General features: G+C 53.8%; 25 protein-coding genes. 20 read left to right on the forward strand and 5 right to left on the reverse strand.

Annotation, left to right across the window (positions count from 1 at the left end):
* The first annotated feature begins 3 nt into the window (after nucleotides 1-3).
* From CJF39_RS08280 to CJF39_RS08305, 6 genes are all read left to right on the forward strand, one after another.
* Nucleotides 4-183: a hypothetical protein gene (locus CJF39_RS08280; protein WP_094992981.1), complete on the forward strand. Its 180-nt coding sequence runs from the start codon at nucleotides 4-6 to the stop codon at nucleotides 181-183.
* Nucleotides 180-773 carry a hypothetical protein gene (locus CJF39_RS08285; protein WP_094992982.1) on the forward strand — a complete coding sequence of 198 codons (594 nt, stop codon included), beginning with the start codon at nucleotides 180-182 and terminating at the stop codon, nucleotides 771-773. The genes CJF39_RS08280 and CJF39_RS08285 overlap by 4 nt, the downstream gene beginning before the upstream one ends.
* Nucleotides 774-781: 8 nt before the next feature.
* Complete coding sequence (locus tag CJF39_RS08290; RefSeq protein WP_094992983.1) at nucleotides 782-1,066, forward strand: phage antirepressor KilAC domain-containing protein; 285 nt, start codon at nucleotides 782-784, stop codon at nucleotides 1,064-1,066.
* Nucleotides 1,067-1,224: 158 nt separating this feature from the next.
* Nucleotides 1,225-1,551, forward strand: a complete 327-nt coding sequence (locus tag CJF39_RS08295) for a pyocin activator PrtN family protein (protein ID WP_094992984.1) — start codon at nucleotides 1,225-1,227, stop codon at nucleotides 1,549-1,551.
* A 40-nt stretch (nucleotides 1,552-1,591) separates the two neighbouring features.
* Nucleotides 1,592-1,729, forward strand: a complete 138-nt coding sequence (locus tag CJF39_RS23010) for a hypothetical protein (protein ID WP_170942657.1) — start codon at nucleotides 1,592-1,594, stop codon at nucleotides 1,727-1,729.
* A 286-nt stretch (nucleotides 1,730-2,015) separates the two neighbouring features.
* A complete protein-coding gene (locus tag CJF39_RS08305) occupies nucleotides 2,016-2,300 on the forward strand; it encodes a pyocin activator PrtN family protein (RefSeq protein WP_094992985.1) in 285 nt (94 codons plus the stop codon).
* Here the strand turns inward: CJF39_RS08305 and CJF39_RS08310 are convergent.
* Nucleotides 2,278-3,411 carry a tyrosine-type recombinase/integrase gene (locus CJF39_RS08310; protein ID WP_094992986.1) on the reverse strand — a complete coding sequence of 378 codons (1,134 nt, stop codon included), beginning with the start codon at nucleotides 3,409-3,411 and terminating at the stop codon, nucleotides 2,278-2,280. The genes CJF39_RS08305 and CJF39_RS08310 overlap by 23 nt on opposite strands.
* Before the next feature lie 1,375 nt (nucleotides 3,412-4,786).
* Between CJF39_RS08310 and CJF39_RS08315 the strand changes: the two genes are divergently transcribed.
* Nucleotides 4,787-6,325: a P-loop ATPase, Sll1717 family gene (locus tag CJF39_RS08315; RefSeq protein WP_094992987.1), complete on the forward strand. Its 1,539-nt coding sequence runs from the start codon at nucleotides 4,787-4,789 to the stop codon at nucleotides 6,323-6,325.
* A 628-nt stretch (nucleotides 6,326-6,953) separates the two neighbouring features.
* On the forward strand, nucleotides 6,954-7,814 hold the full coding sequence (locus CJF39_RS08320) for a hypothetical protein (RefSeq protein ID WP_094992988.1): 861 nt from the start codon (nucleotides 6,954-6,956) through the stop codon (nucleotides 7,812-7,814).
* Between the two features lie 674 nt (nucleotides 7,815-8,488).
* Here the strand turns inward: CJF39_RS08320 and CJF39_RS08325 are convergent.
* The 3 genes from CJF39_RS08325 to CJF39_RS08335 all read right to left on the reverse strand — a co-directional run bounded on the left by CJF39_RS08325 (nucleotide 8,489) and on the right by CJF39_RS08335 (nucleotide 12,217).
* Nucleotides 8,489-9,283, reverse strand: coding sequence for a DNA adenine methylase (locus CJF39_RS08325; protein ID WP_094992989.1), 795 nt, complete (start codon nucleotides 9,281-9,283; stop codon nucleotides 8,489-8,491).
* Nucleotides 9,284-9,440: 157 nt separating this feature from the next.
* Nucleotides 9,441-10,460 (reverse strand): phage portal protein, encoded by a 1,020-nt coding sequence (locus CJF39_RS08330; protein WP_094992990.1) that lies wholly within the window; start codon nucleotides 10,458-10,460, stop codon nucleotides 9,441-9,443.
* Complete coding sequence (locus tag CJF39_RS08335; protein ID WP_094992991.1) at nucleotides 10,460-12,217, reverse strand: terminase ATPase subunit family protein; 1,758 nt, start codon at nucleotides 12,215-12,217, stop codon at nucleotides 10,460-10,462. Before CJF39_RS08335 ends, CJF39_RS08330 begins: the two co-directional genes overlap by 1 nt.
* Before the next feature lie 167 nt (nucleotides 12,218-12,384).
* On the opposite strand from CJF39_RS08335, the gene CJF39_RS08340 reads away from it, so the two are divergent.
* The 12 genes from CJF39_RS08340 (at nucleotide 12,385) to CJF39_RS08390 (ending at nucleotide 18,667) form a co-directional block, all read left to right on the forward strand.
* Nucleotides 12,385-13,218 (forward strand): GPO family capsid scaffolding protein, encoded by an 834-nt coding sequence (locus CJF39_RS08340; RefSeq protein ID WP_094992992.1) that lies wholly within the window; start codon nucleotides 12,385-12,387, stop codon nucleotides 13,216-13,218.
* A 41-nt stretch (nucleotides 13,219-13,259) separates the two neighbouring features.
* A complete protein-coding gene (locus tag CJF39_RS08345) occupies nucleotides 13,260-14,294 on the forward strand; it encodes a phage major capsid protein, P2 family (RefSeq protein ID WP_094992993.1) in 1,035 nt (344 codons plus the stop codon).
* 3 nt (nucleotides 14,295-14,297) lie between these two features.
* Nucleotides 14,298-15,002 carry a terminase endonuclease subunit gene (locus CJF39_RS08350; protein WP_094992994.1) on the forward strand — a complete coding sequence of 235 codons (705 nt, stop codon included), beginning with the start codon at nucleotides 14,298-14,300 and terminating at the stop codon, nucleotides 15,000-15,002.
* Nucleotides 15,003-15,119: 117 nt separating this feature from the next.
* Complete coding sequence (locus tag CJF39_RS08355; RefSeq protein WP_094992995.1) at nucleotides 15,120-15,581, forward strand: head completion/stabilization protein; 462 nt, start codon at nucleotides 15,120-15,122, stop codon at nucleotides 15,579-15,581.
* A complete protein-coding gene (locus tag CJF39_RS08360; RefSeq protein WP_094992996.1) occupies nucleotides 15,581-15,793 on the forward strand; it encodes a tail protein X in 213 nt (70 codons plus the stop codon). The genes CJF39_RS08355 and CJF39_RS08360 overlap by 1 nt, the downstream gene beginning before the upstream one ends.
* A 50-nt stretch (nucleotides 15,794-15,843) precedes the next feature.
* A complete protein-coding gene (locus tag CJF39_RS08365) occupies nucleotides 15,844-16,158 on the forward strand; it encodes a phage holin, lambda family (RefSeq protein ID WP_094992997.1) in 315 nt (104 codons plus the stop codon).
* Nucleotides 16,155-16,997: an N-acetylmuramidase domain-containing protein gene (locus CJF39_RS08370; protein ID WP_094992998.1), complete on the forward strand. Its 843-nt coding sequence runs from the start codon at nucleotides 16,155-16,157 to the stop codon at nucleotides 16,995-16,997. The genes CJF39_RS08365 and CJF39_RS08370 overlap by 4 nt, the downstream gene beginning before the upstream one ends.
* The gene (locus CJF39_RS08375; protein ID WP_094992999.1) at nucleotides 16,994-17,200 is read left to right on the forward strand and encodes a hypothetical protein; all 207 of its coding nucleotides are present in this window, start codon (nucleotides 16,994-16,996) and stop codon (nucleotides 17,198-17,200) included. Before CJF39_RS08370 ends, CJF39_RS08375 begins: the two co-directional genes overlap by 4 nt.
* Nucleotides 17,197-17,640, forward strand: a complete 444-nt coding sequence (gene lysB / locus CJF39_RS08380; RefSeq protein ID WP_094993000.1) for an Rz-like lysis system protein LysB — start codon at nucleotides 17,197-17,199, stop codon at nucleotides 17,638-17,640. Before CJF39_RS08375 ends, lysB begins: the two co-directional genes overlap by 4 nt.
* A complete protein-coding gene (gene lysC / locus CJF39_RS23315; RefSeq protein WP_249275336.1) occupies nucleotides 17,546-17,740 on the forward strand; it encodes an Rz1-like lysis system protein LysC in 195 nt (64 codons plus the stop codon). The genes lysB and lysC overlap by 95 nt, the downstream gene beginning before the upstream one ends.
* Nucleotides 17,737-18,219 (forward strand): phage tail protein, encoded by a 483-nt coding sequence (locus CJF39_RS08385; protein ID WP_094993001.1) that lies wholly within the window; start codon nucleotides 17,737-17,739, stop codon nucleotides 18,217-18,219. The genes lysC and CJF39_RS08385 overlap by 4 nt, the downstream gene beginning before the upstream one ends.
* Entirely contained in the window at nucleotides 18,209-18,667 is a 459-nt protein-coding gene (locus CJF39_RS08390) for a phage virion morphogenesis protein (protein WP_094993002.1), read from the forward strand. The genes CJF39_RS08385 and CJF39_RS08390 overlap by 11 nt, the downstream gene beginning before the upstream one ends.
* A 3-nt stretch (nucleotides 18,668-18,670) precedes the next feature.
* Here CJF39_RS08390 and CJF39_RS23015 read toward each other — a convergent pair.
* Nucleotides 18,671-19,401 (reverse strand): hypothetical protein (locus tag CJF39_RS23015; protein WP_170942658.1); only part of this gene is annotated, 731 nt, incomplete at its 5' end.

Genomic DNA, 19,401 nt, shown 5'->3' on the forward strand with positions numbered 1-19,401 from the left:
ACCATGCACACCACAGCAACCCTGCACGTACACCCAACGTGCGCCAGTAACCGTCGACTGATCGAGCAGCTGCAAGCCACCACCGGCTGCTTGGTCATCCTCCATAACCACAAACCCCGGCTGGTTCCGTACAGCAACCGCCCTACCCCGTTCGATCCGAACAACGGAGGGCATGCAGCATGAACCGGTTTTCTTTGGCTGAAAAAACCCTTCGCCTGCTGGCTGCACAGGTCAATTTGAACGGCGCGTTTAAGCACGTTTGCCCGCTTCAAAATACCAACCAGCCGTTGACCTTTGATCTACAAGTTGAACGCGGGCCATCCAGCACTCACTTTACGATCATCACCGGCGCCGAAAAGCACAGCCTGACGGTGCACACCCCAAGCAAAGACCCGCACTTGGTGCTCGCTGACTTTATTGAGTCCATCGCCAATGGCCGCATGGACACGGCCGAGCCAGCAACACCACGCGTGACTGCCGAATCTGTCGACCGCGGCCAGCTACTGGATTCTCACCAGCAACAGCAACTGCACAAGTTGGTGCGCAACGGCGGCTCATTGTTGCTCGATGTAGGCTTCGATGAGAATGTCAGAGTCGCCGTGCATCGCACGCAGAGCCGCACAGGCATCACGGCTATTATCGTCGCCGGCAACACATGCCCCCGCACCCAGTGCTTCACGGTGTATGGCAACGAGCAGCACAGCGTCGACCGGCTCCTGCAATCCCTCAACCACTTGGCCGCGTTGGTAGCTCCTGCCGCGCACGCAGCTTAGGAGGTGGCATGGATCGCACTCTCGCCAAAGCCGCCGCGTGCCTGGGCACTACGCGGCCAAAACTGATCAAGTTGATGCGCGAAAAAGGCATGCTCAACAACCGCAACCTGCCAGCCTTCCCGGTTCGGGATCGTGAGTATCTGCGGGTCAAGGACAGCAACTGGTTCCACGCTGAACTCGGCATGCAGTACAGCCAATCAACCCGGGTGCGTCAGCCCGGCATGGTTTGGCTGGCCAAGCAGTTGGGGCTTGCCCTTCCACCTATCCCGGCTGACCACCGTGACGTGGCCTAGGGAATACGCTCGGCAGATCGTGGCCATGCCGACACGCGAGGAGCGCAACGCTGCGCTCCTAGAAGTGCCGGAGCATTTGCGCGAACTGACCAAGCGCCACTGCCTGAATGCCTGGACACACCCAGCCCGCCACCTACCTAAAACGAGCAGGTCCGCCCATGAGTAATACCAACCAAAATCCGCTGCGGCTCATGCCAGCACCGGAGGCGGCCACCGTTGAGCTGCTGTATCGCAACTTCGGTGACGTGCTGATCCCCCTCGACAAGCTGCGCGCGCAGTATTTTCGCTACCTCAACGAACAGTCATTCATCGCGGAGATAATCAGCGGCCGTATTCAACTCCCCATTACCACGCTCGACAGCAGCCGTAAGGCCACCAAGTTCGCTCATATCCGTCACGTTGCCGCACTGATCGATATCCGTGCATACAAGGCTGATGAAGAGCTTACGAGGCCGCAAGGCGATACCCAGAACAAAGACGACTAACCCCGCTGCCACCACCAGCGATGCACCAGGAGCACACCACATGACCACGACTCAGATCTGCGCGTTGATTGTCCTGATATTCAGCGCGGGCCTGCTCTATTTGATTGGCTACCGTTGCGGCTTAGCCGATGGCCAGAAACATCAACCGGATGCCAGCACCCGGAGGAAAGCAGCGTGACTCAACAACTGACACACCGCCCAGCACTGCCCGCTTTGCTCTGCAACGTCCGTGGGATCGCCGCGTCTGTAAAAAACAGTCTCTGCTGCGCAGCAGCAGGCATTAATAACGCTATTCGTGCCACTGCGGGAGTGCTTATACCCCACGCAAAGCTGCGCGGGGCAGCCCAGCTTGATGCAACGCTAAACGCTCAGAACCGCCCGCCCGCGCAGCTTGTGGTGGGGTATAAGCGCCAAACAAGAGCAATTACATTTCTATCAGCAGCCGACGTTCAGGCGGTGGAACTATGAACACTCAATTTCTGCTGCTTGCGCAGTATGGCGGTCAGGCAATCATCCCTCTTGAGCGGGTGTGTACTGATTACTTCAGCCATCTGACTCCCGAAAAGATGAAAATGAAAGTCGCTGCCGGCCTTATCGACTTGCCACTGGTACCGATGGAGCGCAGCCAAAAGTCAGCACGAGGCGTTCACCTCGTCGACCTGGCTGCCTATCTCGACCATCAACACGCACGCGCTCGCAGTGAACATGACAAGTTAATGCGCAACTCTAGTCTTCGCCGCGCCTCTTGATTCGCTTCCGGGCCTCAATGATGGGGCCCGTTACTATCGTCTCCAGCCAAGACCAGTTTTTATAAGGGTCGCCATCCCCTTTCAAGTGCGTATATCTGCGCATCGAATTCCAGTCCCGATGGCCAGACACAGAGGCCACTTTCGGAATATCCCACCCCATTTCAAATAGACGGCTGACGCCATCGTGGCGCAGGTCGTGAAAGTGCAGGTCTTCGATTTCAAGAAACTGACAGGCGCGCGTGAAGGACGCAGAAATAGAGCGGGCGTTGTAAGGGAAAATGTCGTCAGCAACTTTAGGCATCGACTGCATGATTCGCCACGCTTCATCAGGCACATGACACCAAACGTCATTGCCGTATTTCTGACCCGGGTTCTTCATGTCGGTGACCAGGACCATCTGACGAGCTTCGTCCAAAGCATCCCATTTAATGCGCGTGATCTCTTCCTGCCGGCGGGTAGAGAACAAGGCAAACGCCGTCACGCGCACCATGTCGATTTCTTGCTTGCGCCTATCACGCATTTCGCTGAAATACCCAAAGAGCTTGTCCAGCTCTTCAAGTGTTGGGCGACGGTTCCTTTCCTTGCTGCGTGTAACCGCGCCCATCTTGCGCAAAACCTTGCGCGCATCGGGCATGGCCATAGGGTCGATGTCATAGCCCCAAGCCGGTCGCGCCACAGAAAGCACGGCACCGAAGTGAGCCAGGTCATTGCCCACGGTCTGCGCCTGTATGCCGTCGTTTGTCATTCGCCCATCGGCGTACTCCACCAGCTTCTGGCTGGTGATCTCTCGATCTTCAAGCTTGCCCAGCCAGGTCTCACCGATAGCTTTGAGCGTGGCTCGCTTGGTCTTCCCTAGCGGTCTCAGCTTTTCGTACTCAAGAAGGTAGCGCTCGATCATTTCCTTGACGGTTACGCCTGATCGATTGGCCTTCTCGATTGCTCCAGGAACTGACATCTCAGTTTCGACGCGTTTGATCCAAGCCTGCGCGGTCGCCTTGCGGTCGAACGTCTGGCTTTCCTGATAAACTGTCACACCCTTTTGCATGATGCGGACCTGTGCGGTGTAACCCGTCGATCCATCCCTGCGCTTGCGAACGGTGATAGTGCCCATAATTTTGCTACACGAATATTCGGATTTGCTACATTGTAGCAACGAGCATTCAAAAACAAGCAAAAACAGCGCTCAACAGTAGTGAAAGAGAGTTACCAGAATGCACACCAAACCCGCAGAAAACCTAGCCCGCCCCATAGATTCGGTATCTAGGAGGTTTTCTGTTGCACCCATGATGGATGATACGAACTGAGCCGCCGCCCCCTTTAAAACAAGGGCTTACGCCCTACTTATTTTTTCTCTGTACCATTTTCGTACCAGCAAACTTTCGCTTACCTCTCCCTAAAGCTCCAGTATTGAGCCTTCTCGTCGCTCACAGCACATCCAGTGCAGCAAACAATATCGATCCAATACATCTACCCAATGCATCTATCCCATACCATGCACCCTGATGCTATCGGGAGGTTGAACGGGAGATTCGAAACCGACAGCCTCCACTTTTCAACAAGGCCACCGGTCTATAGAGACTGTAGAGGAGCGGTGTGCGCCAAAGCGTTCCCATGAGTTTGTGCGCCAACCTGTGAATCTGCCGCCTGATAGGGCATGTGCGTTTTTTGGGGAAAGCCATCGGAAAAAGGTAAGAGCGGTAAGTTCTTGGGTAAAACGTCTGGAACGCCCGGATTCAAAGGCCTACAGCCGAAACGGAGCAGGTAATATCTGAGTAACCTGCAAGTAATATAATTACTCTTTCATTAAGTAATCATCTATAAGCATCAGACCCTTATAAATCAATCACTTGCGATTAAATTACCTTGCACATCACTCAAAATAACTTATCCGTGTAATACGCCAAAGCCAGCAAATACGGGGCTTCTAGCAACCTCTAGACCTGTTGTGCTATTGAATTACCTTTTTCCGTCAGTGCTCCTGAAAATCCGAGCTGATGGAATTGTTCGTGAACGGCTACTATCGGCCAGAAGCGGCCCCTCAATGCTCGTCATCGAACATCTAATCTTCACCAAAGACATCAGCGCTATGTACAGGGTTCGCCCGCGTCGATCCAGTGCCCTGCCTTATGCCGGACTTTTCGGTTTTGCGCTCATTTTATGCAATGCCGTGAATCGCCTCTCGTGCATCATCCATGGGCTCCTGCTGCCATCACCCCATCCTTAGGCTGGAATATGAGGCGGTAGCGTTTTTATAAACACCAGGAAAAGCCATCATGCATTGATGGCTAGCCCACATTTTTGTATAAAGGATTTCCACTTCACCTTGTTGTTCCAGTATATTCGCTGTTGCTCCTACAGCGTCTATCTGGCAGATTTCGCCTTAAAGTAGTTTGAGTCATATGTAACAGTGACGTACGTAACAGGGAACGATCCGGAGCTGAGGTCAGCTTAGCGATTTTGAATGAAATAACAAAAAAGGAGTGACGATGGCTACGTTCATTTTTCGGCGAAACAGTAAGATTGGCAACTTAGATGCGGAAACTGATACATTTCTAAAAAACTGTTTTCTCGAAACAGATATTTATTCCAACTTATTGAGCTTTGATGATGGGATAGACTTTGCAAAGCGCATTGTAGTAGGAAGAACAGGATCTGGCAAAACGGCTTTGATAAAGCAATTGTCAGAGAATCCGAAAATCAAAAAGCATATGGTCATTGAAGCAGAATCAACCGTATTCGAGCACATTAAAAATAACGTATTTATATCAAAATTAATTGACAACAACATTGATTTGAGGATTTTTTATAAGTCACTGTGGATTCATGTTCTCCTTGTAAGGGTGGTAGAGCTACTGTACCCGGGTAAAACATTCTTTGAAATGATTTTAGACCTACCGGTAAGCAGCAAAAAAAAATACAACGCATCGCTAGCCAAAGAATATGTTGAAAAATTTAAAGACAATTTCTTTAACGAAAGTATAGTTAGTGAAATAACAGAAAAGATGCAGACTGAACTGGCGGGCGGTATAAATATGCCCCCCGTCAAATTAGACGGCAAAGGTAGTGCAGAGCTTACTGAAAAAATACAACGCGCTACTGCGCAATATGTAAGTACAGAATTACTACGAAAGCAAAAGGAACTTATCAAGGTTCTGACGCAAGAAAAATCAAGAGAAGGTCAGCACCGCTTCCTCATCAGTATTGATGACCTAGATAAATCTTGGTTAAGTTCTAGCGAAATACGTTACGACTTTATTAATGCTTTACTGGACGCTTTTAAAGAGCTTCTAGATATTAAGACTGTGAAAATAATAATATCGGTCCGCACTGACATTATAAGAGGCATTTATCTAAAAAATTTGAGACAAGAAGAGAAGGACAAGTCTCTTATCCTAGACATTCACTGGGATAAGTTGGAGATACAGGAGATTCTTGACAAAAGAATAGACTTCCTTATAAAGGATAAATACCAGTCAAATGCTACGACAAAATTTTCTGACATTTTTGATTTTCTTATAAAAAATGAACGATCGCAAGATTTCATCCTTAGACGTACCATGCTTAGGCCGCGTGACGCCATCGACTTTGTAAACTTATGCCTTTCTGAAGCAGATGGATCTACAGTCCTAAATGAAGATCTGGTGTTGGAGGCAGAGGAAAAATTCTATGTCTCAAGAAAACAGGCATTGTGCAAAGAGTGGGCAAGTATTTATCCGAACATCACTAAATATATTGATGCGCTCGCTGAAGTAGCCGCGCCGTCCTTTACATGTGAAACGCTGAACGAAAAAGCTGACAAAATACAAACTAATGTTATCAGCCATCTTGCAAGCAATATTGATCCCGTGACAAACGATATTATAAACGACATAAGCGCACTTATAAACGTTTGGTTCGTTGTAGGTGTTGTCGGCATTAAAAAATCTGAGACATTAATCATCTACTCAAGCTTCGAAAAGCAAGAGCTAGATGTTAGCGACTATAAAAAAGAATTTAGTATTCATCCATTGTTTTTTCGATACTAAATCTCTTGTGCATTTAGTTGCTGCCTGATCTCAGGTTTGATAAAGCTTGTTTCGATAATTAGACCTATAGGGTGCGACAATCGAAGGCATACCTGAGTTTAATTTCTGGTAGGTTCTGCCAGATCTGATAGGCAGCTTCTGGCCGGTTGCAGCCTCTCCCGGAAGATAGGGAAATTCTTAGAGGACCGGAGCAGGCACTTGGCTACGGTCGATGCTGTACAATAATCCATAAATAGGTTAAGACGAGTGAGTTCCTGAATTTTCAGCTTAAGATAGCTACGCACAGCCCTTCAGCTAATTGAATTGGACAAGCATTATGATGCCCCCTCATCCCTCGTTATCAGCACCATTTTTAGAGCCAGACCACATATACCCAGTTGAATCCATGCACCCATATGACCCTTGCTGGTGTGGTTCAAATATAAAGTGGAAGTGGTGTCATAAGGATCGTGAAAAGCGCCCGCCCGTCAAAATAGGTCGGTTACTTTCTGAATTGCGAGATCAATACTCTCAAGGGTATTGCTCTCACCCAGACGCCGGGGCTCAAACTTGCAGCCAGAAAATTATTCGAGCACACACAATTCAACGTAGCGGCGGCTTAGCTGGTATAACGGAAGCAGGTCACGTGATGTCTGTGAAGGCTGGCGTTCAGGCAATTTTTGACAATGAAGGCCGTATTGACCCCATACTGGATGGCGTTCGTGGAGCATCAACATTTAACGGATTTTGTAACTTCCATGACACTACGCTCTTTCGTCCTGTGGAAATAGGTGGATCGAAATTATCAGCCGAAAGCGTGTTCCTTTTGACGTTTCGTGCTATTGCATATGAACTGTACACGAAGCGCGCAGCAGTGCGGGCGGTGCCTATTCAACAACAGATGGATTATGGCGCCTCTTTTCTAAAACAAGCGATAGTTCAGCAACACCTCCATTACAACGCTGTAGGAATAAAGAGAGGCTTGATTGATTTAGAGTCGATCAAAAAACGTTATGACAGTGCTTATCGTAGTAATGATCGCTCAGAATTTTCAGTCTACGCAGTTGAGTTTTTGGAGGTTCTTCCAGTAGTAGCCTGTGGAGCGTTTTACCCTGAAGTTGACTTTTCTGGAAATCAATTGCAAAAGCTCGGGAGAGGATCAGCAGAATTCGAACAGATTGCATTCAATCTCACCATATTGAATGGAGTAACAGTGGCCGCGTTTGGTTGGCTGGGTAGTAAAAGTGGACCAATAGCGGCGTTTATTGAGTCCTTTAAAGAGTTGCCTGATCTGGAAAAATCTGCTGCAGTTATTCAACTCGCGTTTGAACAACTTGAAAACACCTATATGCGGCCATCTTGGTGGCTCGGACTACCTGAGGAATGGCGTAATTTTTTAGTATCAAAAATTAAAGCCGGCACTAGTTTGGTTGAAGAACGAGACGTTGATGCATTAGCAAAAAGGCCATATCCATTTTCTGTCGTGGGAGTTCGCTCTGAATTTGGTTAATGACAATTAGAGGCGCTAGCTTGGTGGCGCGAAGATTTCAATGGCTCGATGATTTAATGTTTTTGGCGTTTAACGAGACTACTGGTCCAATCAAGGTAAAAGTTAGTGTTTCTCAGTGCCCGCTTCTGGCCGATAGCTGCTGTGGCTACCCAGAGAAATCGGTAGGTCTATACCGAACAGTTAGAAAGGGCATTCGTCATCGTGGACCAATTCGAGCACAAAGAAGTGCCACGCTGATGTGAATTCACTCTATTGCCTCAAAAACCCTGCCTTTGCAGGTATCTGCAGGGTTTTCGTCCCCCATAATTCTCTGGCCAACCCACAGCCCAGCCAGCTGTCAGTAAGGTGCAGAACTGCGGAAAAAAAGACCTATTAAGTCCGCAGGCGAGGTGGGGGGACGACGGCGCGCGCCAGGGCGTGAAGCACATCAAAGCCCCTGGAGCACTTCACAACCAATAGTCTTGGAGTCGCCTTCCTGCACGTCGTCTCACAGCCCGCACAAGAGACAGCAAACGATTGCTGCCACCAATAAACCATTACCCTGAACAGGTCACATGGGCGCTTTCAACGTCTTGTCCGGTGCGTTTTTAGTTAAATGCTTACAGCCAGAAAAAAGCCGCCTTAGCGGCGGCTTTGTGAAACGGATATAGAGTTATACCCGTCGTGTAATCACATCAAAACAACATCCCCAGCGCCTCTGGCGTCCAGTTCATAATCACTAACTCTCCACTGACCTCAGCCTTCCCCTGCCGTTGATTCGCGGTGCTATAGCGAATATCCACCGTCTCAAAGTGAAACCCTTCAAACACCCGCCTGATATCCGGGTGATCATTAATACTGACCATCACCTTCCCTTTGCAGCGGCGCATGAAATCGGCCATCCGCTCGTAATTATCAAACGCAAAGTCCATCCCATACCCCGCCGTCTGCCAGTAAGGCGGGTCCATGTAGTGAAACGTGTGCACCCGGTCATACCGCTCTGCACACTCAAGCCAGGGCAAGTTCTCCACATATGTACCAGACAGCCGCTGCCAGGCTGCGGAAAGGTTTTCCTCAATCCGCAGCAGGTTGATAGCTGGCCCCGTGGTCGCCGTGCCAAATGACTGCCCAGTAACCTTGCCGGCAAAGGCATGGTGCTGCAGATAGAAAAACCGGGCAGCCCGCTGAATATCCGTCAGGGTTTCAGGCCGGGTCATTTTCTGCCATTCGAATATCTGCCGTGAGCTGAGCGCCCATTTGAATTGGCGCACAAACTCTTCCAGGTGGTTCTGCACCACGCGGTACAGCGTCACCAGATCGCCGTTGATATCATTGAGGACTTCAACAGGCGCAGCCTGAGGCCGCATGAAGTACAGCGCGGCTCCCCCGGCAAAGACTTCGACATAACATTCGTGCGGTGGGAACAGTGGAATCAGGCGGTCTGCCAAGCGGCGCTTACCGCCCATCCACGGGATTATTGGGGTGCTCATAAGTGATCCTTGTTTCAATAAGTGGATTCGCTTAGGCTTCGCACCCCCTGCGCAGTGGGGCGAGGCCTTGGTTGGAGCACTCGGCTAGATCGAGTGTTTCAGCGTCGAGCCCGGTGTTAGCGCACCGGATCGTCGCCTCGTTTACTGCACAGGGGCTTTATTCGCCCCCGGCGATTTCATACGGTTTAAACCTCACGACCTCCTCCCCCAGCCAGTCATTCAACTGCGTCATGCGCGATTGAATCGGCTCCAGCTCGTTCGCCACGTAGATCTGCGCCGCCTCTCTAATCGAACCAAATCCGCCAGCGTTTTGCGGAACAATGCCCATCAGCTGCGGCGGTATACGCAGGCTTGCCAGAACGTCATCACGGGTCTGGTTTTTGATTGAGCTGAATTCGTCTTTGGCCGCGACTTCACTGACTGGGATCAGTTGAATGCCGTCTTTTTTACCGTTTGGCGAGTACACGAAAAGGTTGCGAAAGTTACCCGGCCCTTTGGAATCCTTCAGCGCTTTGCGCAGAGCATCGACGTCGGATTCGTTCTGCGCGGGATCGGTCATGTAGAGGATGAACCCGGCATGGCTGCCGTTTTCGTAATACTTGCGGCGAAACAACGTCGCCGATTCGTTGAGCAACGCGGACTGTAAAGCGCTGATCCATTCCGGCAGTCCGTACACCTCCTGGTGCAGATCGGCTTCGCGCAGGTGGAAGATGCTACCCGCGTCGAATTCGTGTTCTTCCTTCCAACCCTGCACCAGAAAATAACGCCCGTCCTGCCCTGCCCGCATGTACTTGGCCAACGCCGGTTTCAGTTGAAAGGTCGAACCCAGCATCGAGCGGCGCGCTTCGATGTAGCCGTTGCCGAGACTGAGAAAATCCAACGCGAACTGTTCAAACGCGGCCCGCGACAGCAGCCGGTGCGGGATAAAGGTTTTGCTCAGCAGGTTGCGCTTGAAGGTCAGGCCCGAATGCAGATGTACGCTGGAACCCACCGAGCGCGACAGCCCGTCGAGCGACAACGGCGGTTCGTACCACCGCCCGTTAAACCAGCATTCCAGATAATCAAACACCGCACGACCGCCCAGCACCGGGGTCGGATCGCCAAAACTGAAGGCCTGAATCGACTGATTCACTTTGCCGTCTGCCACGTGAGGTGCGGCGACCGATTGATCGTTCATTAAAAAATCTCCATCCGCCCGGTATTCGAGGCGGTTTGCCCCTCCAGCGGTTCGTTGTGCAATGCGTGAAAGAGCGCCCAGGCCAGATCGGCGTGGCCAGTGGTGTCGTTGCGCCCTGCGGTGTAGGTGTATTGGCGACCGCCTGCGGTGACGGTTTTGCGGATGGCCATCAGCGACTGAGCCATGTCCGTCCAGCCGGCGTCGAACTCCAGCCGGCCGTTGTGGATCACGTCATAGGCTTTGAGCACCAAGCGGGTTTTGACTTCGGGCGAGTAGCTGAAGGTAGTGACATTTGGGAAGAACTGGCGCACCAATTGCGCCACGCCGCTGCCCAAGCCGGTGACATCGATGCCGATGTAGGTCACCCAATAGCGGTCGCAGACGCTTTTGATAAACGCCGCCTGTGCTGCGAAGTCCATGCCCCGGAACTGGTGGCGCTCCAGTACACGGAACTTGCTACCGGGTACCAGCGGTGGCGCGCACACCACCAAACCGGAACAGTCGCCGGTTTCAGCCGGGTCGTAACCGATCCACACCTGTCGGTCGCCGAACGGGCGTGAAGCAAACGGCTTGTAGTCTTCAGCCCACTCGACCCAGCTATCGACCATGCAGGACTGCAACAGGGCCAGCGGAAAGATGCTGGCTCCGTCGTCAACAAAATCACACATCAACAGGTTGGCGAACGCTTCCGGGCTGTACTCGCGGCGCAGCTCCTCGATGTCGAACAGGTCACAGCCGCCCCGCTCCGCTTCCAAAATGGTGACAATCTGCCGCCATACCCGATCCTCACAGAACCGCCCTTGCTGCAAACTGCCGTGAGAGGTGTCAACTTTGGTGTGTTGCGCGGCGGGCTTGCCCTTGTTGAAACGCTCACCCGTCCAGAAGGTATACGCCTCGTGGGCCATGCTCGATGGCGTGGAAAAGTAGGTTTTACGCCACTTCTTGTGCATCGCCATGCCCGAAGCGACCTTGTTCAGCTCTTCAAACTTGAACGTCCAGAAGAACTCGTCGAAGTAGAAATTGCCGTGATAACCCTGTGCCGTTCGGGCGTTGGTTCCGAGAAAAAACAGCTCGGCGCCGTTAGGCAGCACAATCGGATCACCCGTCAGCTCGACCCCGCACACCTCGCGTACGAATGCCAGGATGTAGCCCCGGAACAAGTAGGCTTGGTTCTTGGATGCTGACAGGAAAATCTGATTACGCCCGGTCTCCAGCGCATCGATAAACGCCTCGCGGGCAAAGTAGTACGTGGCGCCGATCTGTCGACTTTTTAGAATGACCCTGGTGCGTTGATTACCCGCCCGGTACCAGTCTTTCTGGTAATCGAAACAGCCATCAATAAACGCCTCGCGCAGCAGCTCGATCTGGTCTTCGCTGATCTCGTTTTTGACTGCTTTTTTCTTCGGCTCGCTGTTGCGCTTGGCAAGGTTCGGATTGAGGTCAGTTTCAGTGCCTCCGCCCTGATAGCGCACGATCCGTGCTTGGCGCTCAAGCTGGCGATGCAGCAGATCAATTTCCTTAAAGTCGCCGCTGGTCTTGCCCTCTTTGAGGATCAACTGCACCAGGCGCGCTTCCAGTGCGCCGCCGATACGCTCGACGTTGTCCGCCCGATCCCACTCGTCGCGGGTCTTCCAGCTGTGTAGCGTTTTCTCTTTTTCGCCCGTAGCCTCGGCGATCTCACAGATGCGCCACCCCATCCAATACAGAAACTTGGATTGGCGGCGCGCATCCATCGGTAACAAAGCGGTCGTAGTCATGGCCGCGATGCTGCCGCCCGCGCCCGTTCCTCAATAGCAGCCCCCCTTGTACACCCCGGCCCTACAAGGGCGCCTCGTTGCCGCAACACGCGCGCGTCCCGACCATGCCCTTCATTGCAACGCGTCTTTCCGATAGGAACGCGCCCCACGCATTGAGGATCTACGGCATGAAAAAATTTCGCAGCAAATGGTTCCGGGTTGCCGTTGAAGGCGCGACCACCGACGGGCGTCGCATTGAAGGCGACTGGATCGACCAGATGGCCACCAGTTACGACCGCAGCAAATACGGCGCCCGCGTGTGGATGGAACACATTCGCGGCACCCTGCCCGACTCTCCTTTCCGCGCGTACGGCGACATTCTTGCGGTCAAGGCTGAAGAGGTCGAAATCAACGGCAAAAAGGTACGGGCGCTGTTTGCCCAGATTGAGCCGACAGACGATTTAGTCAGCATGGTCAACAAGCTGAAGCAGAAGATTTTCACCAGCATCGAAGTGCGCGAGAAATTTGCCGACACCGGCAAGGCTTACCTGATGGGCCTTGGCGTCACTGACACCCCGGCCAGCCTTGGCACGGAAATGCTGGCCTTCTCGGCACAGCATCCAGATGCCAGCCCGCTCAAATCGCGTAAACAATCGCCAGACAACCTGTTCACCGTGGCCGAAGAAACCGAGCTGGTTTTCGAGGAATACGAAGAAAAACCCGGTATCGGAGCCCAATTGTTCAGCAAGGTTCAGGACCTGCTCAAACGCAAAGAAGCCAGGGACGACAGCGAGTTCGGTGCAATTGGCCAAGCCGTCGAGGCCATTGCTGAACACGGTAAAAGCCTCGAAGAACAGTTCTCAGTCGCCCAGACCAGTAACAGTGAACTGCGCACCCAAGTGCAGCAACTCAGCGCGGACTTGAACACGCTGAAAGCCACCCTTGGCAACACTCAGGATCATTCCCAACTCTCTCGCCCCCCGGTGACCGGTGGCGGCAGCCAGGCACTGGCTGAATTCTGACCTGACGGCCCACACCTGCACGCCCACGACCGGAGACACCCATGCGTAACGACACACGAAAACTCTTTACCGGCTACCTCAGCCAAGTGGCCAAACTCAATGGCGTCGAGTCTGCCAACGCCACGTTTAATGTAGACCCGAGCATCCAGCAAAAACTGGAAACCAAGATTCAGGAATCCAGCGAGTTCCTCGGCAAGATCAATATCATCGGGGTCGATGAGCAGGAAGGCGAAAAGGTCGGTCTGGGCGTTGGCAGCACCATTGCCGGCCGCACTAACACCAACGTCAAAGCCCGCGAGCCACGCAGCATCGGCACCTTGTCGAGCGACAAGTACAAAGCCGAAAAAACCGACTTCGACACCTTCGTCACCTATCGCCAACTGGATGCCTGGGCCAAGTTCCCGGACTTCCAGACACGCCTGTCGAGCGCCATTGCCCAACGCCAAGCCCTGGACCGGATTCAAATCGGCTTCTACGGCATCAAGGCGGCCGAACAAACGGACCGCGTCGAAAACCCGCTGCTGGAAGACGTCAACATCGGCTGGCTTGAGCAGTACCGTTTGCACGCTCCCGACCGCGTACTCAAAGAAGGCGCCGAGAAAGGCAAAATTCGCATCGGTAAAAACGGTGACTTCAAAAACATCGATGCCCTGGTGTATGACGCTATCCAGTTGCTCGACCCATGGTATCGCCGCAATCCGGGCCTTGTGGTGCTGACCGGCCGTGAACTGGTACACGACAAATTCCTGGCCTTGGTCAACAAAGACCAGGACGCCACCAACACCCTGGCCAGCGACCTGATCATCTCGCAACGTCGCGTCGGCGGGCTGCCGCTGTACGAGGTGCCTTACATGCCCGAAGGCGCGGTGCTGATCACCACCTTCGCCAACCTGTCGGTTTACTGGCAACTCATGGCCCGCCGTCGCTACCTGAAAGAAGAACCGGAGTGGAACCGCATCAGCAACTACGAGTCGTCGAACGACGCCTACGTGGTCGAGGACTACGGCCTTGGGTGCCTGCTGGAGAACATCACCCCGGTCGATGCGGTTGAACCTGATCCGGTCAGCGAGGGTTAACTCATGGCGCTCAGCCTTGCTCAAGCCCACCAACGCCGCGCCCGTGCGGCGATGGAGTCCGCTAAAACCGCGCCCATGCAGTCAATGGCGGGCGCGACGGCGTACGAGCATCAGCTCAACCAACTACTTCAGGATCGGCTGCGCCTGAAGTCGATCCAGTCCAACGAAGGCAAGGCCGCGCTCAAGCTCCAACTGCTGCCTGAATACATCCCTTACGTCGAAGGCGTGCTTGAAGCCGGCAACGGCGCGCAAGACGAAGTCATGACCACCGTCATGGTCTGGCGGATCGATGCCGGCGATTACAAAGGCGCACTGGATGTGGCGGCCTACGTGCTCAAACACAAATTGGTAATGCCAGACCGTTTCGAGCGCACCACCGGCTGTCTAGTGGCTGAGGAAATCGCCTCAGCCGCACTCAAAGCGCAAAAGGCTGGGGACGACAGCTTCGACATTGGCGTGCTGTATCGCACCCTCGAAATGACCGAAGACCAGGACATGCCCGATCAGGCTCGCGCCAAGCTCTATCTGGCTGCCGGACGCGCCACGCTGGTCGGCCTTAATGCTGAGACACGTGGGCAAGCGGGTCAGTTGGAAGCAGGCATTGACCTGCTCAAACGGGCCATTGAGCTGCACGACGGTTGTGGCGGCAAGAAAGACCTGGATAGCGCCGAGCGCCTGCTGAAAAAAAACACCGCTACAGCCGAATAAGCTGCAGCGGTTAACCGAGCGTCCCCACGCACCCCGCCGGCTCGGGAATGAACAGGCAGTGTCTTTAGCACTGACCTGTAACACCCCGACCACCGGCGACCTATTTAGAGCTTACGCATGAGCGGATTCATAGCCAGCGGCAGCACGCCCAGCGGCCATATCAACACCGACACTTTCTGGCCGTCCATCGATCTGGATGCGTTGCGCAGTACCTTGCGCGTCGATGCCAGTGTCACCCCGGCGCGCCTGGAAACTGCGTGTATCTCGGCTGCCATCAACCTCAACCGCGAGCTGAAAGACTGGCGTGTCATTCAACAAGCAGCCGGCTACAGCGAGCTGGCCCAAGTCCCTGCCGAGCAGGTGCAGGACGTTTCTGCACTGGTCCACCTCTATCGTCGCGCCATTGAGGCCGGTACCGGCGCCGAAGTCTGTGAACGCTATCGCTCCTACGACAGCACCAACAGCGGCAATAAAAACGCCGAAGAACTCACCCCGAGTATCGACGACTACCGTCGCGACCTGCGCTGGGCAGTGCGTGATTTTCTCGGTACCAATCGCACCACCGTGGAGTTGATCTGATGACCACCTCGGTGCGCGCCCAACAAAACGACACGGTTGACGCCTTGTGTTGGCGCCATTACGGCCGTACGGCGGGCGTGACCGAGGCCGTGTTAGAGGCCAACCCCGGTCTGGCCGAACACGGCCCGTTTCTGCCCCATGGCACCCCGGTGAACCTGCCCGACGCCCAACCCGCCGCGCCTCAGCGGCACGTGGTGAACCTATGGGACTGAACCGCAGCAAAACCTGGAACCCACGCCCCTTGGACACTGGAAAACATCACATGCCTGAACGTCCCGACACTTGGGCTTGGTTGGCCACCTGGCTCGAACAGAATTGGCCAACCCTGTATGCCGGGGTTTTAGCCCTGGTCATTGCCGGCCTGCGGGTGATGTACGGCGGTGGCACGCTACGCCGCGTATTGATCGAGGCACCGTTATGCGGCGCCTTGGCCCTCACTGCGAGTCACGGCCTGGCACTGATCGGCGTGCCCATCACCACCGCACCGTTCTTTGGGGGTGTGATCGGTTTGCTGGGCGTGGAAGGCACCCGCGCGGCGGCCAAAAAGTTTTTCATCCGTAAGGTAGAACAATCATGACCACCCTGCGCCATGGCGACCGCTCGCAAGCGGTGCGCATCCTGCAAACCAACCTCAACAGCCACGGGGCCAAACTCAACGCCGACGGCCATTACGGCGACCTGACCGAAACCGCCGTGCGCGCTTATCAGTTGAAAGCCGGACTGGTGGCCGATGGTATTGCTGGCACTAAAACCCTCGCGAGCCTGTCAGGAGGCGATTGTCAGCAGTTGCTGAAAAACCATGACCTGCTCAACGCCGCCCAACGCCTCGACGTGCCACTGGCCAGTGTTTACACGGTCAATGAAGTGGAATCCAACGGCAAAGGTTTTCTCGACAACGGCAAGCCGGTGATTCTATTCGAGCGGCACATCATGTATCGCCAGTTAGCCACCCCTCGTCACGAGGGAGATAACCCGGCCCAACTCAAACAGCACGCAGTCGAACTGACCGCTTTGAACCCAGCCATCGTCAATCCAAAGCCGGGTGGTTATGCAGGAGGCAGCGCCGAGCATCAGCGGTTGAGCCATGCGCGGCTGATCGACGACAACGCAGCCCTTGAGTCCGCCTCCTGGGGTGCGTTCCAGATCATGGGCTTCCACTGGCAACGCTTGGGCTATGACAGCGTCCAGGCGTTTGTCGCCGCCATGAGTGCCAGCGAGTCGCAGCAGTTCGACGCATTCGTGCGTTTTATCGAGACCGACCCAGCGCTGCACAAAGCCCTCAAAGCGCGTAAATGGGCTGAGTTCGCCAAGCTCTACAACGGCCCGGATTACCAGCGCAATTTGTACGACATCAAACTGCAACGGGCCTTTGAGCGGCATGCGGACTGCGGTTGTGGTCAGGAGGTGGTGGCATGATCGATCTCGACGAAGTCCGCGCCCTGCGGGTGCAGGACGGCGACCTGCTGGTGGTGCCACACAACACCGAAACCGAAGGCATGCATGACCTGATCGAGGCGCTGCGTCATGTGCAGCCCGATGCACGGGTCATCATCATTCGTGGTCCGGTCGAACACCTGGACATCGACGCTATGAACCAACTGGGTTGGTACCGCGCATGAGCGCCCTGCGCCAAGTACTGTACGGACTTGCCCTGCTTGGCGCCTTGGCGCTGTTTATCTGGGGTCAGCAGCAACGCATCAACGTTGCACGGCAAGCGACGGAACTGGCGCAACACGATGCGAAAGCAGCACGCGAAGACGCCGCCCGCAATTTGAACACCGCCACCACCCTGAACCGCACGCTGAACCTGGAGCGTCAGGCACAAAGCCAACTGCGTGGCCTGCACGATCAACTGCGCCAAGGCTTGGCCCAGCGCGAGCTTCAGATAGAGGGACTGAAACGTGAAAACACTGCATTGCGCGATTGGGCTGCCCAGCCTTTGCCTGACATTGCTCGCCGGTTGCGTGAGCGCCCCGCCCTCACCGGCGCCGACGCTTATCGTCAGTGGCTGTCCGGCCGTGGTGCCATGCCAACTGCCAGCGACCGGCCCAAACCATAACGGCGACTTGCTCACAGATCAGGAGCGCACCGAAGCCGCGTGGGCCGAGTGCGCGGCGCAGGTCGATATGATTTTTCAACAACAGCAGGTCACCCCATGAACAAACCCGACAGCCTGCGCGCTCACCTGCTCGCCACCATCGCCGAACTCAAACACAACCCCGACCGGATGCTGATCTTCATCGACAACGGCAAAGTGCGTTGCACCGCTGCTGCGAGCCTGTCCTTTGAATACAGCTTCGATCTGCAAATCATCCTCACTGACTACGCTGGGCATCCCGACAGCGTCATGCTGCCGCTGCTGGGCTGGCTCAGCGTCAACCAATCCGAACTCCTGGAAAACCTCGACAAGTCGGCGCAAGGCATCAAGTTTGAGGCGGACGTGCTGGATAACAGCAAGGTCGATCTGAGTATTCGCCTGCCACTAACTGAGCGCGTGGTCGTGGGCCAGGATGCGGACGGTAACACCACCGTCAAACACCCAGGCGAACCGCAGCGAGTCGCCAACTACCTCGACCCCGCATGGCGACCCGGCACCTTGGGCCTCGACAGCGAATGGATGATTCAAAATGGCCAATGACCTGGAAGCGCTGGAAGACCGGGCCGGTGTGTTACTCAACAAACTGGAACCCGCTGCCCGCAGCAAACTAGTGCGGTCATTGGCGCAGAAACTACGCCGTAGCCAACAACAGCGGGTTAAACAGCAGCGTAACCCTGATGGCAGTGCCTATGCGGCGCGCAAGCCACGCGATCTGAAAGGTAAAAAAGGACGGATCAAGCGTCAGGTGAGAATGTTCCAAAAACTACCAAAGGCCAACTTTCTAAAGGCCAAGGGCGACGGCCAGTCGATCACCGTGGGCTTCACCGGACGAGTGGCGCGAATTGCGCGGGTGCATCAGTACGGGTTGAAAGACCGTGCCGAGGCTAATGCCCCGGAGGTCAGGTATGAGCAGCGAGAAGTGCTGGGGTTTACTAAGGCTGATCTAGAAATCATTAGAGATGAACTGCTATCAAATCTCGAAACCTAATATTTAAAGAACAAACAAGTGACGCGGATCTATTTTATCTTTATAAACCTGATGAAGAGTCTCCAGGTAAAGCTTACCAATTCCGTTTAGCTCATAGTTTGTTTTTATATACTGAACTGTTTCGCCAGCCAGCATGTTAGTGGTTTTCGTGGCTATTTCGATAGATCTTTTCGACATCCTATTAGCGAACAAAACATCACCCAGCCCATCTTCCAAAACATAATGATTATGATAGCCGTGCATGAAAACATGAATATCTCTTAGCACCAACACACTAGTGTAGCGGACCTGATCTTCAAACTGACCATAACTAACTTCTGACTTTGTTAACCGGCGAAAGACGCCTCCAATTATTTTAGCCTTTTCTTCAGACTCTGAACGCTCTATGACTTCTATAAGTTCATTAACAAACTTCTCCTTCTTGCCTTCTTTTTCTAATTGCGCTTCAAAACGCCTAAGCTCTTCTTCTGAAAAATCCCCAGCACCTTCATGAAACGCCTTTACTTTGTTGAAAAACTTCACCTCTTGGTGCTGCCTATAGGACTTAATGGCCGCCACACCTATTCCTACTATTGGAATAGCTTTAACAAGCTCATCATCTAAAAGACTATCAACCAATGTTTCAGCACATTCTGCTAACGGAAGATTTTCACCTAAGGAATCTCCGAACAAGTTTTCAAATGTGCTGAAATACGCCTGACCACCTGATCCGAGCCGCCTATGAGCCAGATGAG

Origin of the sequence: Pseudomonas lundensis (assembly GCF_002269125.1) — a bacterium.
In the GTDB taxonomy this organism is placed as follows: Bacteria; Pseudomonadota; Gammaproteobacteria; order Pseudomonadales; family Pseudomonadaceae; genus Aquipseudomonas; species Aquipseudomonas lundensis_A.

Excerpts from the sequence above, each read along its gene's own strand:
- CJF39_RS08285 (WP_094992982.1), top strand. The coding sequence starts at position 180 with ATGAACCGGTTTTCTTTGGCTGAAAAAACCCTTCGCCTGCTGGCTGCA.
- CJF39_RS08305 (WP_094992985.1), top strand. The coding sequence starts at position 2,016 with ATGAACACTCAATTTCTGCTGCTTGCGCAGTATGGCGGTCAGGCAATC.
- CJF39_RS08330 (WP_094992990.1), bottom strand. The coding sequence starts at position 10,460 with ATGAACGATCAATCGGTCGCCGCACCTCACGTGGCAGACGGCAAAGTG.
- CJF39_RS08280 (WP_094992981.1), top strand. The coding sequence starts at position 4 with ATGCACACCACAGCAACCCTGCACGTACACCCAACGTGCGCCAGTAAC.
- CJF39_RS08350 (WP_094992994.1), top strand. The coding sequence starts at position 14,298 with ATGGCGCTCAGCCTTGCTCAAGCCCACCAACGCCGCGCCCGTGCGGCG.
- CJF39_RS08320 (WP_094992988.1), top strand. The coding sequence starts at position 6,954 with ATGTCTGTGAAGGCTGGCGTTCAGGCAATTTTTGACAATGAAGGCCGT.
- CJF39_RS08360 (WP_094992996.1), top strand. The coding sequence starts at position 15,581 with ATGACCACCTCGGTGCGCGCCCAACAAAACGACACGGTTGACGCCTTG.
- CJF39_RS08370 (WP_094992998.1), top strand. The coding sequence starts at position 16,155 with ATGACCACCCTGCGCCATGGCGACCGCTCGCAAGCGGTGCGCATCCTG.
- CJF39_RS08365 (WP_094992997.1), top strand. The coding sequence starts at position 15,844 with ATGCCTGAACGTCCCGACACTTGGGCTTGGTTGGCCACCTGGCTCGAA.
- CJF39_RS08310 (WP_094992986.1), bottom strand. The coding sequence starts at position 3,411 with ATGGGCACTATCACCGTTCGCAAGCGCAGGGATGGATCGACGGGTTAC.
- CJF39_RS08355 (WP_094992995.1), top strand. The coding sequence starts at position 15,120 with ATGAGCGGATTCATAGCCAGCGGCAGCACGCCCAGCGGCCATATCAAC.
- CJF39_RS08345 (WP_094992993.1), top strand. The coding sequence starts at position 13,260 with ATGCGTAACGACACACGAAAACTCTTTACCGGCTACCTCAGCCAAGTG.
- CJF39_RS08375 (WP_094992999.1), top strand. The coding sequence starts at position 16,994 with ATGATCGATCTCGACGAAGTCCGCGCCCTGCGGGTGCAGGACGGCGAC.
- CJF39_RS08385 (WP_094993001.1), top strand. The coding sequence starts at position 17,737 with ATGAACAAACCCGACAGCCTGCGCGCTCACCTGCTCGCCACCATCGCC.
- CJF39_RS23010 (WP_170942657.1), top strand. The coding sequence starts at position 1,592 with ATGACCACGACTCAGATCTGCGCGTTGATTGTCCTGATATTCAGCGCG.
- CJF39_RS08325 (WP_094992989.1), bottom strand. The coding sequence starts at position 9,283 with ATGAGCACCCCAATAATCCCGTGGATGGGCGGTAAGCGCCGCTTGGCA.
- lysB (WP_094993000.1), top strand. The coding sequence starts at position 17,197 with ATGAGCGCCCTGCGCCAAGTACTGTACGGACTTGCCCTGCTTGGCGCC.
- CJF39_RS08315 (WP_094992987.1), top strand. The coding sequence starts at position 4,787 with ATGGCTACGTTCATTTTTCGGCGAAACAGTAAGATTGGCAACTTAGAT.
- CJF39_RS08335 (WP_094992991.1), bottom strand. The coding sequence starts at position 12,217 with ATGACTACGACCGCTTTGTTACCGATGGATGCGCGCCGCCAATCCAAG.
- CJF39_RS08295 (WP_094992984.1), top strand. The coding sequence starts at position 1,225 with ATGAGTAATACCAACCAAAATCCGCTGCGGCTCATGCCAGCACCGGAG.
- CJF39_RS08340 (WP_094992992.1), top strand. The coding sequence starts at position 12,385 with ATGAAAAAATTTCGCAGCAAATGGTTCCGGGTTGCCGTTGAAGGCGCG.
- CJF39_RS08290 (WP_094992983.1), top strand. The coding sequence starts at position 782 with ATGGATCGCACTCTCGCCAAAGCCGCCGCGTGCCTGGGCACTACGCGG.
- CJF39_RS08390 (WP_094993002.1), top strand. The coding sequence starts at position 18,209 with ATGGCCAATGACCTGGAAGCGCTGGAAGACCGGGCCGGTGTGTTACTC.